This is a genomic window from Rubrivirga sp. S365 (assembly GCF_032248475.1).
GTDB classification, from domain to species: Bacteria; Bacteroidota; Rhodothermia; order Rhodothermales; family Rubricoccaceae; genus Rubrivirga; species Rubrivirga litoralis.
Genome location: NZ_JAVTTN010000001.1, coordinates 2,539,343 through 2,553,208, shown reverse-complemented (window position 1 = coordinate 2,553,208; position 13,866 = coordinate 2,539,343). Strand labels below are relative to the sequence as shown.

General features: G+C 71.3%; 15 protein-coding genes and 1 pseudogene. 4 read left to right on the top strand and 12 right to left on the bottom strand.

Annotated elements, in window-relative coordinates:
• Nucleotides 1-3: 3 nt before the first annotated feature.
• The 11 genes and pseudogenes from RQM47_RS11155 to RQM47_RS11105 all read right to left on the bottom strand — a co-directional run.
• Nucleotides 4-243, bottom strand: coding sequence for a MoaD/ThiS family protein (locus tag RQM47_RS11155; RefSeq protein ID WP_311662906.1), 240 nt, complete (start codon nt 241-243; stop codon nt 4-6).
• Between the two features lie 11 nt (nt 244-254).
• The gene (gene mobB, locus RQM47_RS11150; RefSeq protein ID WP_311662905.1) at nt 255-1,364 is read right to left on the bottom strand and encodes a molybdopterin-guanine dinucleotide biosynthesis protein B; all 1,110 of its coding nucleotides are present in this window, start codon (nt 1,362-1,364) and stop codon (nt 255-257) included.
• Between the two features lie 4 nt (nt 1,365-1,368).
• Complete coding sequence (gene moaA / locus RQM47_RS11145) at nt 1,369-2,319, bottom strand: GTP 3',8-cyclase MoaA (RefSeq protein ID WP_311662904.1); 951 nt, start codon at nt 2,317-2,319, stop codon at nt 1,369-1,371.
• A gap of 2 nt (nt 2,320-2,321) precedes the next feature.
• A complete protein-coding gene (locus tag RQM47_RS11140) occupies nt 2,322-3,500 on the bottom strand; it encodes a molybdopterin molybdotransferase MoeA (RefSeq protein WP_311662903.1) in 1,179 nt (392 codons plus the stop codon).
• Nucleotides 3,497-4,711: an MFS transporter gene (locus tag RQM47_RS11135; RefSeq protein ID WP_311662902.1), complete on the bottom strand. Its 1,215-nt coding sequence runs from the start codon at nt 4,709-4,711 to the stop codon at nt 3,497-3,499. Before RQM47_RS11135 ends, RQM47_RS11140 begins: the two co-directional genes overlap by 4 nt.
• Nucleotides 4,708-4,983 (bottom strand): DUF6755 family protein, encoded by a 276-nt coding sequence (locus tag RQM47_RS11130; RefSeq protein WP_311662901.1) that lies wholly within the window; start codon nt 4,981-4,983, stop codon nt 4,708-4,710. Before RQM47_RS11130 ends, RQM47_RS11135 begins: the two co-directional genes overlap by 4 nt.
• On the bottom strand, nt 4,980-5,588 hold the full coding sequence (locus tag RQM47_RS11125; RefSeq protein WP_311662900.1) for a Rieske (2Fe-2S) protein: 609 nt from the start codon (nt 5,586-5,588) through the stop codon (nt 4,980-4,982). The genes RQM47_RS11130 and RQM47_RS11125 overlap by 4 nt, the downstream gene beginning before the upstream one ends.
• A complete protein-coding gene (locus RQM47_RS11120; RefSeq protein ID WP_311662899.1) occupies nt 5,585-6,283 on the bottom strand; it encodes a 4Fe-4S dicluster domain-containing protein in 699 nt (232 codons plus the stop codon). Before RQM47_RS11120 ends, RQM47_RS11125 begins: the two co-directional genes overlap by 4 nt.
• Before the next feature lie 29 nt (nt 6,284-6,312).
• Nucleotides 6,313-8,589: a molybdopterin oxidoreductase family protein gene (locus RQM47_RS11115; protein WP_311662898.1), complete on the bottom strand. Its 2,277-nt coding sequence runs from the start codon at nt 8,587-8,589 to the stop codon at nt 6,313-6,315.
• Between the two features lie 13 nt (nt 8,590-8,602).
• Entirely contained in the window at nt 8,603-9,796 is a 1,194-nt protein-coding gene (locus RQM47_RS11110; RefSeq protein ID WP_311662897.1) for a hypothetical protein, read from the bottom strand.
• A gap of 343 nt (nt 9,797-10,139) precedes the next feature.
• A pseudogene (locus RQM47_RS11105) lies at nt 10,140-11,021 on the bottom strand (transposase); the annotation flags it as partial.
• 15 nt (nt 11,022-11,036) lie between these two features.
• On the opposite strand from RQM47_RS11105, the gene RQM47_RS11100 reads away from it, so the two are divergent.
• Genes RQM47_RS11100 through RQM47_RS11090 form a run of 3 tightly spaced genes read left to right on the top strand, consistent with a single transcriptional unit; the run spans nt 11,037 to nt 11,618 of the window.
• Nucleotides 11,037-11,186, top strand: a complete 150-nt coding sequence (locus tag RQM47_RS11100; protein WP_311662896.1) for a hypothetical protein — start codon at nt 11,037-11,039, stop codon at nt 11,184-11,186.
• 45 nt (nt 11,187-11,231) lie between these two features.
• The gene (locus tag RQM47_RS11095; RefSeq protein ID WP_311662895.1) at nt 11,232-11,369 is read left to right on the top strand and encodes a hypothetical protein; all 138 of its coding nucleotides are present in this window, start codon (nt 11,232-11,234) and stop codon (nt 11,367-11,369) included.
• Nucleotides 11,370-11,402: 33 nt separating this feature from the next.
• Nucleotides 11,403-11,618 (top strand): hypothetical protein, encoded by a 216-nt coding sequence (locus tag RQM47_RS11090; RefSeq protein WP_314008978.1) that lies wholly within the window; start codon nt 11,403-11,405, stop codon nt 11,616-11,618.
• Here the strand turns inward: RQM47_RS11090 and RQM47_RS11085 are convergent, their stop codons facing one another.
• Complete coding sequence (locus RQM47_RS11085; protein WP_311665192.1) at nt 11,619-13,247, bottom strand: ISL3 family transposase; 1,629 nt, start codon at nt 13,245-13,247, stop codon at nt 11,619-11,621.
• A 119-nt stretch (nt 13,248-13,366) separates the two neighbouring features.
• Between RQM47_RS11085 and RQM47_RS11080 the strand changes: the two genes are divergently transcribed.
• The gene (locus RQM47_RS11080; RefSeq protein WP_314008976.1) at nt 13,367-13,858 is read left to right on the top strand and encodes a hypothetical protein; all 492 of its coding nucleotides are present in this window, start codon (nt 13,367-13,369) and stop codon (nt 13,856-13,858) included.
• The last annotated feature ends 8 nt before the right edge of the window (nt 13,859-13,866 follow it).

Sequence of the window (13,866 nt, the reverse complement as noted above, 5' to 3'; positions counted from 1 at the left end):
ACGTCAGCCCCCCGACGACGGGGCCAGAAAGACGACGTGGTCCCCGTCGCTGAGCGGGAGGTCCCACGTCGTGATCCGGTCGTTCACGGCGACGCGGAGCGCGACCAGCGGGTGGGTCGTCTCCAGCCCCAACTCGGCGTAGAGGTCGCGCGGCGTGGCCGCCCCCGTCGTCACGGTCTCGTCGGAGCACCCGCGGGCCTGGCTGAAGGCGGCGAAGTGGAGGAGGTCGATGCGTTTCTTCATGGGTCAGTTCTTCATGGGTCAGTCAGGGCGGAGCGGGCGGCCTCGAAATCGGCTGGCGTGTTGGCGTTGTCGAGTGCGCGCGAGTCGTCCAGGTCGAGGAGGCAGGGGCGGGACTCGCGCAAGACGCGGCGCGGGCAGGCTATCCCGATGGAGGCCGCCTGCAAGAGCCGCTGGCGGGCGCGGGGCTCCCATACGGTGCAGAGCGGCTCGGGGAGCCCGTCGTGCGCGCTCCGGTAGGCCGTGGCGATGCGGAGCCGGTCGCGCCCGGTGGCGAGCGCCGCCAGCGTGGGCGCGTCGAGGAACGGGAGGTCGCACGCGGCTACGAGCCACGCCGCCCCGGGCTCGGCCTCCATGGCCGTTAGGATCCCGGCGGCCGGCCCCCACGACGGGAACTGGTCGGGGAGCGTGGGGAGGCCCAACGCTTCGGTTGTCTGACCGGGCCGGACCGACAGGAAAACGCGCTCGCACACGTCGCCCAGGAGCCGGGCCGTGCGCGCGGCCTGCGGCTCGCCCTGGTACTCGATGGCCCACTTCGGGCGGCCCATTCGCCGGCTCTGGCCGCCGACCAGGACGAGCCCGTAGAGCGGCGACTCAGCCCGCCCGCGAACGTGCCCTTCGACGAGGTCCGCGACGCCGTCCACGTCGTCGCGGTGGAGGAAGGGGACGCCGAGGCCGGGGGGCGCGCTGTCCGGCCCGACGACGGCGAGCACGTTCGAAAAAACGCCGTCGCGGTGCTCGCGTTCGGCGCGGCCGTCGGCGTCGAGGACGAGCAGCTTAGGGAGGTCGGACCGCTTGAAGCCCTCGGCGACCACGAAGTCGGCATCGATGAAGGCCGATGCCCGCTCGACGGCCGAGTACGGGAGCGTGCTGATTCGGGCGAAGTGGTGCGGGTCGTTGATCATCACGCCCGCCGCACCGGCCTCAGTCGCCCGGCGGGTGTCCTTGCCCGGCGTGTCGATGGCGAACCGGTGCACGTCGTGCTTCACGAACCCGACGCGGTAGCGGTCACGCCAGCGCTCCAAAAGCCGGCACGCGAGCGTCGTCTTGCCCGACCCCGAGTAGCCGCACAGGGCGACTTCGAAGGGGTGGAAGGTGAAGCGGGGACGCTGGCCGTGTCTCATGTTGTCACCCGCCGATCTCGTGCATGGGTTGGGCGATCTCTTCAATCCGGCCCGTCGGCTTCATCGCCATCACGTCGGTCAGGACGGCGGCGTAGTGCTCGGGCGGGACGCCCCGGAGGTCGCGCCCGTCCTCGGACATGAGGCACGCCCGGAGGTGGCCCCGGGCCGTGAGGCGGAGCCGGGAGCACGTCGCGCAGAACGGGCGGCTCTCCGACGCGATAAAGCCGACCTCGGCGCCGTCGTCGGTGCGAAACGAGAACGCCGTCGCGTCGGGCTCGGCGCCGACGGGGACGAGCGCGTGCCGCTGGCGGAGCCGGTCGATGATCTCGCCGGCCGAGACGAACAGGCGGTCGTGCTCCCCCCGCTGCGGCCCGATCTTCATGTATTCGAGAAAGCGGACGGGAATGCCGTGCCGGGCCGAGAACGCGAGGAAGTCCTCGACCTCGTCGTCGTTGGCGCCGCGGATCAGGACGCAGTTGACCTTGACGGGGAAGCCCGCCGCTTTCGCCTCCAACAGCGCGCCGACGACGCGGTCGAAGAACGGCGTTCGGGTGATGGCCTCGAACCGCTCGGCGCGCAGGCTGTCGAGGCTCACGTTGACGTGGCGGCAACCGACGGCGTCTAGAAGCGGGAGGTGTTCGGCCAAGCGGTGCCCGTTCGTCGTCAGGCCGTACTTCTGGAGCGGCAGCGCGCCGACGCCCTCGGCGATCTCCTGAAACTCGCGCCGCGAGAACGGCTCCCCGCCCGTGAGCCGGACCTGGGTGACGCCCTCGCCGACGAGCCCGGCGACCATCGCCACGAGCTCGTCGGGCGGCACGAGCGTGGCGCTGGGCTGGAACCGCACTGACAGCGGCATGCAGTACGTGCACCGGAAGTTGCACACGTCGGTCAGCTGCACGCGGAGCTTCCGGATGCGGCGGCCGTGGGGATCGGTGAGGACGGGGAGCAGCTCCATGCTTAGAGGGGGCTCCATGGAATGAAGGGGACGGAACCCGGCTCCTGTACGCCGGCCGCCACCTCGGCGATTCCATCGCTGGCGACGAGCGAGAGGACGTCGCCGGACCCGTTCGATGGGGCGGGGTGGGCGTCGAGCCCGTCGCGGCGGACGGGCACGAAGTGCGTAAAGTCGTTCTTTCGCCGCGGCAACGCAGTCAGCCGGAGCCGCGGGCGGGGCGGGGCGGGGCGGCCGGCGGCGGCGTCCAGGAACGGGACCACGTAGCGCACCAGCCCGACGAGCGCCGAGACCGGGTTGCCCGGGAGCCCGAACACGGGCGTCCCGTCCTCGGCGACGCCGAACCACAGCGGTTTGCCGGGCTTCTGGCGGACCTTGTGGAACACCTCGCGCACGCCGAGCGACGCCAGCACGCCGGGCACCAAGTCGAACCGGCCGGCCGAGACGCCGCCGGTGAGCACGAGCATGTCCGACGTGCGGAGCGCCCCCTCGAAGACGGTGCGGAGCCGCGCCTCGTCGTCGGGCGCGTGGGCAAGCGCGACGTCGGGGACGCCGTGGAGCGCGAGCGCGGCCCGGAGCGCCGGCCCGTTCGACTGGCGGATCTGGTGGGGGAGGGGCGTCTCGGCCACGGCGACGACCTCGTCGCCCGTCGTGACGACGGCGACGCGCGGCACGGCCGACACCCTGACCGTCGCCGCGCCGAGCGACGCGAGGGCTGTGACGTGGCCCGGTCCGATTCGGACGCCCGGCCCGAGCACGGGCTCGCCCGCGCGGCGGTCGTCGCCCCGCCCGTGGATGTTCTGGCCCGGCGTGACGGCGACGCCCTCTCGGAGCGAGGCCCAGCCGTCTTCCAAGACTAGGTCCTCGTAGCGGACGACGGTGTCGGCGCCCTCGGCGAGGGCCGCGCCCGTCATAATCTCGACGCAGTCGCCGGCCTCGGACAGCGTGTGGGGCGGCTCGCCCGCCGCCTGGGTGCTCGCGACGCGGAAGCGCCGCCGGTCCAGGTCCGCCGACGCCAGGGCGACGCCGTCCATCGTGACGCGGTCGAATGGAGGCACGTCGCGGTCGGCTACGACGGCCTCACGGAGTACGCGGCCCGCCGCCTCCGCCAGCGGTACGGCGATGGCGGGCAGCGCGCGAACGTGCTCGGACAAGAGGGCGTCCGCTTCGGCAACTGTGATCATGACGCGTCCGACAAGCGAACCTCGCGGAGCCGCCACGCGGCGTAGATGGCGCCGGCGAAGGCCACGTCCGATAGGAGCATGAGGCCGATGGCGTACGAACCCGTCGCCTGGAACACGAGTCCCATGATGATCGGCGGGAGGAAGCCGCCCAGCCCGCCGGCCGCGCCGACGAGCCCGGTGATGCTCCCGACCTGACTCGGCGGCGAGCGCCGTCCGACGAGCGCGAACACGGCCCCGTTGCCAGCGCCGAGCGCCGCCGCGATCGCCAGGAATCCGACCGTCGCCGTCACGATGCCGGGCTCGAACGCTGTCACGACGGCGCCCAGGCCGATCGTGATGAGTGAGACGAGCAGCACCGGCACGCCGCCGAACCGGTCCGACAGCGCCCCGCCGATGGGCCGCGTCACGGTGGCGAGCACGATGAACCCGGCCGCGCGCAAGGCCGCGTCTGCCACCTCCAACCCGTAGGCATCGACGAGGAAGGTGGGGAGGTAGGCGCCGAAGGCGACGAAGCCGCCGAACGTGACGGCGTAGAGGAACGCGAGGTCGCGGGCGACGGGAAGCTTGAACGCTTCGACGAAGCGCGCGGTCATAGACCCCGCCGAGGGCGTCCGTCCCGGCGCGTCGCGGCCGAGGAGGAAGAACACGGCGGCCGTCGCCGCCAGCGCCACGGCGACGACCCAGAACGCGGCGGGCCGGCCCATGCTCTCCGCAATCGAGGGCGAGAGAAAGCCCGAAACGGCCGTGCCCACGTTGCCCGCGCCGTAGATGCCGAGCGCCAGTCCACGCCGCGCGGGCGGCGTCCACGCGTTCACGAACGGGATGCCGACAGCGAACGAGGCGCCGCCGAGCCCGAGGAACAACCCACCCACCAGGAGCGACGAGTAGGCGTCCGCCACCGACAGGAACACGACCGGCAGGATGGTGAGCGCCGTCACGGCCGTGAACATCACGCGCCCGCCCAGGCGGTCGGTGAGCGCGCCGATAGGGATGCGCGCCAGCGACCCGATCAGCGCCGGGACGGCGACCAGCAGCGAGACCTGGAACGGTGTGAGCGACAAGAGCTCGCGGTAGGTCGGCGCGAGCGGCCCGAGCAGGTTCCAGGCCCAGAAGTTGACTGCCAGCGCGAGCGTCGCCAGCGCGAGGGCGAGCGTGGCGCCTGGCTGGCGGTCGTCCTCGGCGAGTGGAGCGGGGGAAGCGTCGGGCGTCATCCGTCGAGGCGGTAGAGGTACCACAGGAGGCCAGCGTTGAGGCCGAGGCAGACGAGGCTGGCGAGGGCGGCCGGCACGGCGACGCCGTGGTCGCCGCCCAGCATGGCGTTCATCGACGCCGTGAGCAGCCAGAGCTGGAGGATCACGATGAGGACCACGATGGCGAGGATGCCGTTGACGATCGTCATCCGCTGGGCGCGCGAGAACCGGGCGCCCTGGGCCGTCGTCCGGCCGGACGCGGTGTGTTCGGGGGGCGGGGTGGGGGTGCTCATGCTGCTCCCCCCTCGACGCCGGTCGCGTAGACGGTCCCGCCGCGCACCTCGACGGTGACGCGCGGGAGCGGGCGCCGGGGCGGCCCGGCCGTCGGGCGGCCGCTCTCGAGGTCGAACCACCCGTTGTGGCACGGGCAGTGGAGCGCGAGCCCGCCGCCGTCCGGCGAGACCGCGACGGCGCCGTGGCCCTCGCCCTTGGCGGCCGGAACGACCGGGCACATGAGGTGCGTGCAGGCCTGGTCGTAGGCCACGAACGAGGCCGCGCCCGTCCGCACCAAGAGGCGCGGCGTGCTGCCCTCGGGGTAGCGGAACGTCTTGCCCTCGCCGACCGCCAGCTCGTCGACGCGCGCGACGGCCACCCCGCCCACGCGCGGCACGCGCCTCCGGCCGATGCTCTTGGCCACGATGTAGCCCTGGCCGACGACGAACGCCACGCTCGTCAGCACGATGAACTTGACGAGGTCGCGGCGGCCGACGTACTCGTCCTGCGGCCAGTCGATGGGGAAGTCGCGGCGCCACTTGGGCTGGGCGTCGAGCGGCCGGCCGTCGGGCGCTTTCGTCCGGCGCTCCGGGTCGAGCGGCGTCTGGGGGGCGTGGGGAGTCATGCCTGGGCGGGGCGGTCGGAGAGGGGGGCGCTCGGGCGGGGTGGGCTGTCGTCGGCGAGCAGGTCGAGGTACATGTCGCCGCCGAACACGTCGTCGAGCAGGTCGTGGCTGACCGTCGGCTCGTGCATGGCGGCGGCCACGTCGACCCAGTCGATGCCGTCGGCGGGGACCATCAGGTTCACCTTCGTCGTGATCGTCTGGGCGCCGAACTGGAAGGTGTTGACGGGGCGGGCGTTCGGGCGGAGCCGGGCCATCTCCTCGCGCGTCCCGAAGGCGAGCGCCTGGCTGGGGCAGACCGAGGCGCACATGGGCTTGAGGCCGACCGAGGTCCGGTCGTAGCACATGTTGCACTTCATCATGAGCTGCGCCTCGGTGTCCATCTTGGGCACGCCGAAGGGGCAGGCCAGCACGCAGTTGTTGCACGCGATGCACCGCGGCTTGCGCGCCGAGTGGACCACGCCGTCCTCGGTCCGCTTGATGGCGTCGGCGGGGCAGACCTCGGCGCACGTCGGCGAGTCGCAGTGCATGCAGACCACGGGCGCCGTTTGGGTCGAGCGAGCGCGGTCGACGAAGTCGAGCTGGATCATCGACTGGCCCTTGTGGGTGTCGCACTCGGCGCACGCCTGGACGCACGCCTGGCACCCGATGCAGCGGGCGGGGTCGATAAAGAACTCCAGGGTCTCGGGGACGGGCACGGGTCGGCGGGGCTACGGGCGGGGCGGCGTTACTGCTGCGGCTGGAGCTTCTCCTCGTACTCGGGCGGGGCCTCGGCCCGCGTCACGCGGACGGCGCACACCTTGTACTCGGGGATCTTGGAGATCGGGTCCTGGGCCGAGATCGTGAGCTGGTTCGCGCTCTTCCGCCCCGCCCAGTGGTACGGGATGAAGACGGTGTCGGGCCGGATCGTCTTGACGACCTGGGCGCGGAGCGTGCAGTTGCCGCGGCGGCTCTCGGCCGTCGCCCAGTCGCCGTCGGCGATGCCGAGCTGGGCCGCGAGGTGCGGGTGCATCTCGATGCGGGGCTCGGGGTAGTGGTCAATGAGCGGGCCGATCCGCCGCGTCTGAGTGCCCGACAAGAACTGGCTCACCACGCGGCCCGTCGTCAGGATCACGGGGTACTCGTCGTCGACGTCCTCGGTCGGGCCGACGTACTCGGTCACGTTGAACCGGGCCTTCCCGTCGGGGAAGTAGAACGGGCCGGCCCCCTGGGCGATCGGGTTCCACGAGTCCGGTTCGAACAGGCGGACCGTCCCCTGCGGGCCGGGCTCGGGCACGCCCTCGGGCGTCTCGGACGGGCACGGCCAGAACACGCCGTAGTTGTCCTCGACGCGCTCCCAGGTGATCCCGGAGTAATCGTTGGTGTAGCCCTTCGACGCCACGCGCAGCTCCTCGAACATCTCGCGCGGGTTTGCGAACGTGAGACCCCTCTCGCGGCCGAGCGCCTTGGCGATGTCCTGAATGATCCGCCAGTCCTGGCGGGCGTCACCGGGTGGCTGGACGGCCGGGTTGATCTTGATGACGCGGCCCTCGAGTTGAGTCACCGTCCCCTCATCCTCCTCCTGGAGCGAGCCCGGCAGCACGACGTCGGCGTAGCGGGCCGTCTCGTTGAGGAAAAAGTCGATGGCGACGTAGAAGTCCAGCTTCTCCAGCGCCTCGCGGACGTAGTTGTTGTCGGGAAGCGAGACGACCGGGTTGAAGCAGACCGACAGGAGCCCCTTGATCTCGCCTCGGTGGATCTTCCGGATGATCTCGTACGCGTCGACGCCGGGCTGGGGGAGCTCGTCGGGCTCGATGCCCCAGACGCCCGCCACGTACTCGCGGTGCTCGGGGTTGCCCAGGTCGCGCCCGCCGGGGAGCTGGTCGCACTTCTGGCCGTGCTCGCGCCCGCCCTGCCCGTTGGCCTGGCCCGTGATCGTCCCGTAGCCGCAGTGCTCGCGCCCGATGCGCCCCGAGGCAAGCACGATGTTGATCGCGCTCATCACGTTCTGGACGCCGCGGCTGTGGTGCTCGATGCCGCGGGCGTGCATGAGGAAGCTCGTCGACGCCTGCCCCCACCACTCGGCCGCCTGGCGGATCGACTTTTCGGCGACGCCCGTGACCTCGGCCGTCCGCTGCGGCGTCCAGGCGTGGACCTCCTCGGCGACGGCGTCGAACCCGACCGTGTGCTGCTCGACAAACTCGTGGTCGATCCAGTCGTTCTCGATCATGAGGTGCAAGACCCCGTTGAAGAGCGCCGTGTCGCGGCCCGGCTTGACGGGCAGGAACAGGTCGCACGTCCGTGCGATGGGCGTGATGCGCGGGTCGGCCACGATCACCTTCGCCCCGTGCTCGCGGGCCTGCCAGACGTAATTCGTCGTGATCGGCGCGCACTCGGCTACGTTCGCCCCGCTGATCCAGACGACGTCGGCGCCTAGGATGTCGCTCCACGGGTTCGCCGCGCGGTCGACCCCGAACGACTTCTTGTTGCCGGCCGCCGCGCTCACCATGCAGAGCCGGCCGTTGTAGTCGATGTTCGACGTCTTGAGCGCCATGTGGGCGAACTTGCCCATGAGGTACGTCTTCTCCGTCGTCAGGCTCGCGCCGGACAGGATGCTAAAGGCGTCCTTACCGTGCTCGGCCTGGATCCGGTCGATCTCGGCGGCCACGCGCCCGATGGCTTCCTCGTAGGCCATCGCGGAGAACCCGCTCGGCGCGCTCGCGTCCCGCTTGTAGGCGTGGAGGAGCCGGTCGGGGTGGCTCTGCTGGAGGTAGCGCTTGATCCCCTTCGGGCACATCATGCCCTTGTTGAACGGGAAGTCGTACCACGGCTCGACTCCGACGACCGTGTCGTCCTTGACCTTGAGCTGCATCCCGCACTGCTGGCCGCAGAAGCAGCAGTGCGTCTTGACGTAGCGGTCGGGCTCAACGCCGGTGTCGACGCGCATGTCGCGAGCGTACTGGAGGTACGGGCCGAACTCGCGGATGGCGTCGAGGTCGAGGCTGGGCGTGGGGGTCGTGGGCATGGTGGGTCGGCCTCTAGGGGTGGAAGTTGGCGGCGTCCTCGGGACCCAGCGGCCCCTCGCCCGGGCCGGGGTTGGCGTAGACCGGCATCGGGAGCGGGCCGGCCGTCCGCGGCAGCGTCTCGCCGCCCCGCCGGCCCTGCCAGGCGAGCGCCTGGGCGGTCACGAACGAGGCGCGGCGGCACGGCGGGCAGATCCACTGATAGTGATCGACCTCGGCGCCGGCCGCGCCGTCACCCGAGGGGGCGATCTCGTAGCGGTAGCCAAGCTGGCGCTCGACCTCGATAAGGTCCTCAACGTGCATCCGCGACGAGAAGGCGTGCCCGCACCGGCGGCAGTGGGCCGGCTCGCCACCCCGCCCGGCGTCCTTGTAGAACCCGACGCCGAGCTGGGCCGGTCGCTGGAACACGTGGAAGAACTTCCCGAACGGAAGCCACAGGAAGGTCCCGATGACCGTGATGGCGTGCAGGATGGCGATAAAGCCGTACGCGTACCCGCTCATCCAGGTGTAGCTGGCCGTCAGCATCAGGCCCGTCACGCTGACCGCGAACAGCAGGACCAGCGGCATAAAGTCCTCGGCGTAGCGCTGGACCGCGGCCGCGCCTTCCTCGCGCATCCGCCGCCGCATTGCCAGCATCACGCCGGCGATGACCAGAAACGACGACCACACGAGCCCGTGGAACAGGAAGAAGCCGACGATCGAACCGTGCGGGAATCGGAACGCCGGGAAGCCGAACACGACGGCCTCGTAGAGCGCGAGGTCGCCGGGGACCGGCCGGAAGTAGAGCCACCCGAACACGAGCGGGAACGTGATCGCGACCGCGATCAAGCAGCCCCACATGATGAGCAGGTGCGTCACGCCCCGGAGCGTGCCGCGCTTGAAGATGAACCGGTTGGCGAGCACCTCCGACCCTACGCGCTTCGCCCCCACGCCCAGGTTGCGCCCCAAGCGGTTCGGCCGGAAAAAGGCCTGCCACCCGCGCCGCCAGTAGGCGCCCGTCGGCGGGCGCCGGAGCCACATCGCGTAGCGGTACGTCAGCCCGAAGGTGGCGAAGAGGACGGCGAACGTGTACCCGACGAGCGCGGCGTCGAAGTGCTCCAGGTTCCGGGAGCCGACCACGATGAGGACGGCGAGCACCGCCGTCACGCCGAGCGCCCACCCCGTCGCGCGGAGGGTGTCGGGAGAGACCGGGCGTCGAGCGAGAGCCATAGGTGGGGCGGGCGCCTTAGGAGGGGCGGGTGTGGGGGGCGCAGTATAAGCCGTTAAAGAAGGCAAACACCTTTTATTGAGCTACGGGGTCGGCTAAAGAGGCTGGTCGACCGTCGCGAGTCTTGGGGAGGAGGGGGCGGCTCTGATGGCGCTGGGGCTCCGCCTCCAAAGGGCGGCGGAGATCTCGGAAATGCCGGCGGGGGTTGTCGAGGAGGCCCTGGGGTGGACCCCGGTGACCCCGATGTCGCATGACCCGGGAGGCCTGTCACGTAGCCCCAAGTGGAGTGACCCCGGCTCGTTTCTTCCGCACTTTGAGACTGGTGGCGAATCCGGTTTCGACGCTTTAGGCCGTGCTCGGCGCCAAGCAGAGCTGCGCAAACGCTGACGGCCGCGTCTCCGCCTTCACCTCGCCGGCCAGCCACCGCAGCCGCCGCACCACGTTCATCGCCGTCACCGTCATCAGGTGCTGGAGGTGCGTCTTCGCCAGCCCGACGTACCGCGACCGCCGGAGCCCGTGCGACCGCGTCCCCTGCGCGATCGTCCCTTCCACGCCGGCCCGGCGGGCGTATTCGGCGGCGAACTCGGCCGTCCGCTCTCTCTGGCGACCCGCCTGGAGCGCCTCGTGCTCGGCGCGGTGCCGGACGGTCACCGTCCGGCGCGGTGGCAACGACCGCGTACACCGAACCGGACTGGGGCAGACGCCGCAGTCGGCCGCGGCGAACTTGATCTTGACGACCTCGTTCTTCCGGCGGTCGACGGCCGGCGTCCAGTTCGAGCTGGTCTTCCCCTCCGGGCACGTGGCCTGCTCGCGGTCCCAGTCGAAGTCGCGAGCGGCGAAGCCCGCTCCCTCCTTGAGCTGCCACTGGTTGTCTCCACGGGTCGGACCGATGAGGTCGATGCCGTAGCGCTCCCTGGCCTCGACCAGGAGCGGGGCGTTTACGAAGCCGGTGTCGGCGATGTGCATCGCGGGGAGGAGGTCACGCTCTTCGAGCGACGCGTGGATCGAGGACGTCACGGAGTCGTCGGAGGCCGAGGCCGCCGTGGTGGCCACGGCCGTGATGAGGTTGGGCCGCTCGTCGTCGCAGGTCTCGGTCAGGTGGACCTTGTAGCCCGTCCAGCGCGTCGTCCGCTTCTTCGCGTAGCGAGCGTCGGGGTCGTACGGCGAGCCGACAAAGAGGGCGGTCGGGGGTATCTCGCCGCTCTCGCGCCACCGGACGCGGACCCCGGCTTCAACGACTACATGCGGCACCTCCTGGAGCGGCTCCAGCGCTTCGCCGACGCCGCCAGCCCAGCCGAGCGCGACCGAGCCGTGATGGTCTTCGTCGCCAGCGCCCGCTACGAGTGGACGTTCTGGGATCAGGCGTGGACGCAGCAAACGTGGCCTGTGTAGGAGCCCGTCTAAACACCCCGTCTCGCACTTCCCCTTACCCCCACCATGAACGCAGCTGTTGTCGAATCGTTCGAACGTCCCCCCCAGTACCGCACCTTCGAGGAGCCGGTCGCTCAATCGGGCGAGGTTCTCGTCTCGGTGCGGGCGGCGACGCTAAGCTCGCTCGTGCGCGTACAGGCGTAGGGCACGCACTACTCGGCCGGGACGCCGCCGTTCGTGCCCAGCGTCGACGGTGTCGGCAGGCTGGACGACGGGCGGCGGGTGTACTTCGCTTTTCCCCAGCCGCCCGTCGGCGCGATGGCGGAACGGGTCGCAGTAAAGCGAACGTACCTCGCGACGGTGCCGGACAACCTTGATGACGTCGCGGCGGCGGCGCTCGCCAACCCCGGCTGGAGTGAACCCGCTTTGGTGGCTCTCCCGCACTTTGTGTGATCACGCCGAGCACAGGACGCGCTTGCGGAGCAGGTCGAAGCCGGCCCGGCCGTACATCTGGCGCTTGAGCATCTTCAGCCGGTTGATCTGACCCTCCGCCTGACCGCTGCTCCACGGCTCGTCCAGCGCGGCGCGGACGGCGGCGTAGTCCCGACGCAAGCCGTCCGAGAAGGTCGCCAGCGCGGAGATCCCGCTCGTGCGGCTCGCCTCCAGCCAGCCGTCGAGGTCGTCCGGCCGCTTCTCGCGCACCATCCGGTTGTACAAGCGCGCGAGATCGTGGAGACGTGCGACCTCCGTGTCCTGTCGGACGTGGGCGAGCACGGCCGTCTCCGATGCGTCGAGCGCTTCAGGGTCGCGGACGAGCAGCCAGGCCAGCTTCCGCGTCGACGGCAGACGTCCGCGGCGCGGTGCGCTCTCGACCGGCTCGCGGAGCCCCGTCAGGTACTTGCGGGGCGTTCGGGGGTGGGGCTCGGTCCGGCGGCCCTGCGCCCAGCGCGAGACCGGGCGCGATGACCTGGAGTAGCCGAGCGCTCCGATCTCGCGGTAGAGCACGAGCGCGCTCCGCTCGCCCTCCGCCCACCGCGCGTTGAGGTGCTCCTGATAGGGCGCCAGGACGCTCGGCGGCACCGAGTGGCGTCCGCGCTCAGGGAACGCGTCGGCGGCGAGGTACTTGGCTACGGTCTTGCGGTCGATCCGGAGCGCGTGGGCGATCTGGAGCGCGTTGAGGCCGTCCTCGGCGTGGAGCCGTCGGACCTCGACGTATCGGGCGTGGTGCCGGTCGCGACTGGCGGCCGACGCCGCCCGCTCGGCGGCCGTCCGTCGTCCAGGCTGGTACTCCGATGCCGGAAGGCTCTCTACTCCTGGAAGCGTCCTCAGCCGCCCGCGGACGCTCGTCAGGTGCCGGACGAGCACCTGGCGGAGATTGTGCAGCAGGTGCCACCGGTCCGCGACCTGGGCCGCGTCGGGCGCCCCCTCAGAGACCGCACGGGCGTACTCGGTCGAGCGGTCGCGTGCGACGACCTCGACGCCGGGGTGATCGCGGAGCCACGCCGAGACAGCCGTCGACGTCCGGTCTGGTAGCAAATCGACAGGACGGCGCGTCTCCAGGTCGATGAGGATCGTGCCCCACGAGCGGCCCTTGCGCCATGCCCAGTCGTCGAGGCCGAGCACGCGGGGCGTCTCGGCCTCGGGCACCGGGTGCCGGTGGAGGAGCCGGAGGACGGTGTCGGGGCTCGTCGGCATCCGCAGGTCACGGAGCAGCCGTGCGCCCGGCTCGGCCCCCGTCGCGAGTCCGGTGCGGACCTGCGACGCGGCCAGGCGGTCCGTCCGCCGGGCGTGGCGGGCGACGAGATCGGGGAACGGCTCGGCGAACGTCCGTCGCGGACAGGCCTCGCTCAGGCAGCGGAACCGTCGGACTCGGAGGCGCAGCCCGACGGCTCGGTCGCTGACGGGCAGGTCCGCCGGCGAGCGGGTGTAGAGGCCGTGGACGCGCCGCGAGCGGTGGCCGCACCCCGGGCAGACGGCGCTGCGGGCCTTGCTGCTCGCGTCGACGGTGAGGTCAGACGGGTCGGCCTGGACGGCGTCGAGGCGGCAGCCGGGGATGCGGAACGGGACGACGGAGGCGGCCATGCAGAGGCGGGCGGGTGAGCCTGCCCGAACGATCCCGTCGGAGCGCGACGCCGTCCGCGATCACACAAAGTGCGGGAGAGCCACCAAAGCCCAAAGCGGGTTCACTCCACGCGCGGCACTTGGGCGCGGGACGCATTGTCGCAACGAGCCGGAGCCCTGGGAGCGCCGACGAACTGCTCGCATCGGGCGCCGACTCGTTCGTCGCGACCGGCGATCAGGACGGACTCGCCGACCGGTTCCAGCGCGAGATCGAGGCGGGCGTGGACATCGTCCTGGACTATGTGTGGGGCGCATCGGCGGAGGCCTTCATGGAGGCGGCGACGGGGCACGGCTCCGGCCAAGCCGCGCGGCGGATCCGGTTCGTCAACATCGGATCGCTCGGGGGGGCTGAGATCACGCTGCCCGCGGCGGCGGTGCGGAGCAGCGGGCTCGAACTGATCGGGAGCGGCCTGGGCAGCGTGTCCCACGAGTCTCTCGTTCGCTCGGTCGCGGGCGTGCTGGAGGCGGCGGGTCCGGCCGGGCTCCAGGTCGAGGTGGACGCCGTGCCGCTGGCGGAGGTCGAGCGCGCGTGGGACTCGGGCACCGACGCGAGAACCGTCTTCACGATCTGAGCGGCCGC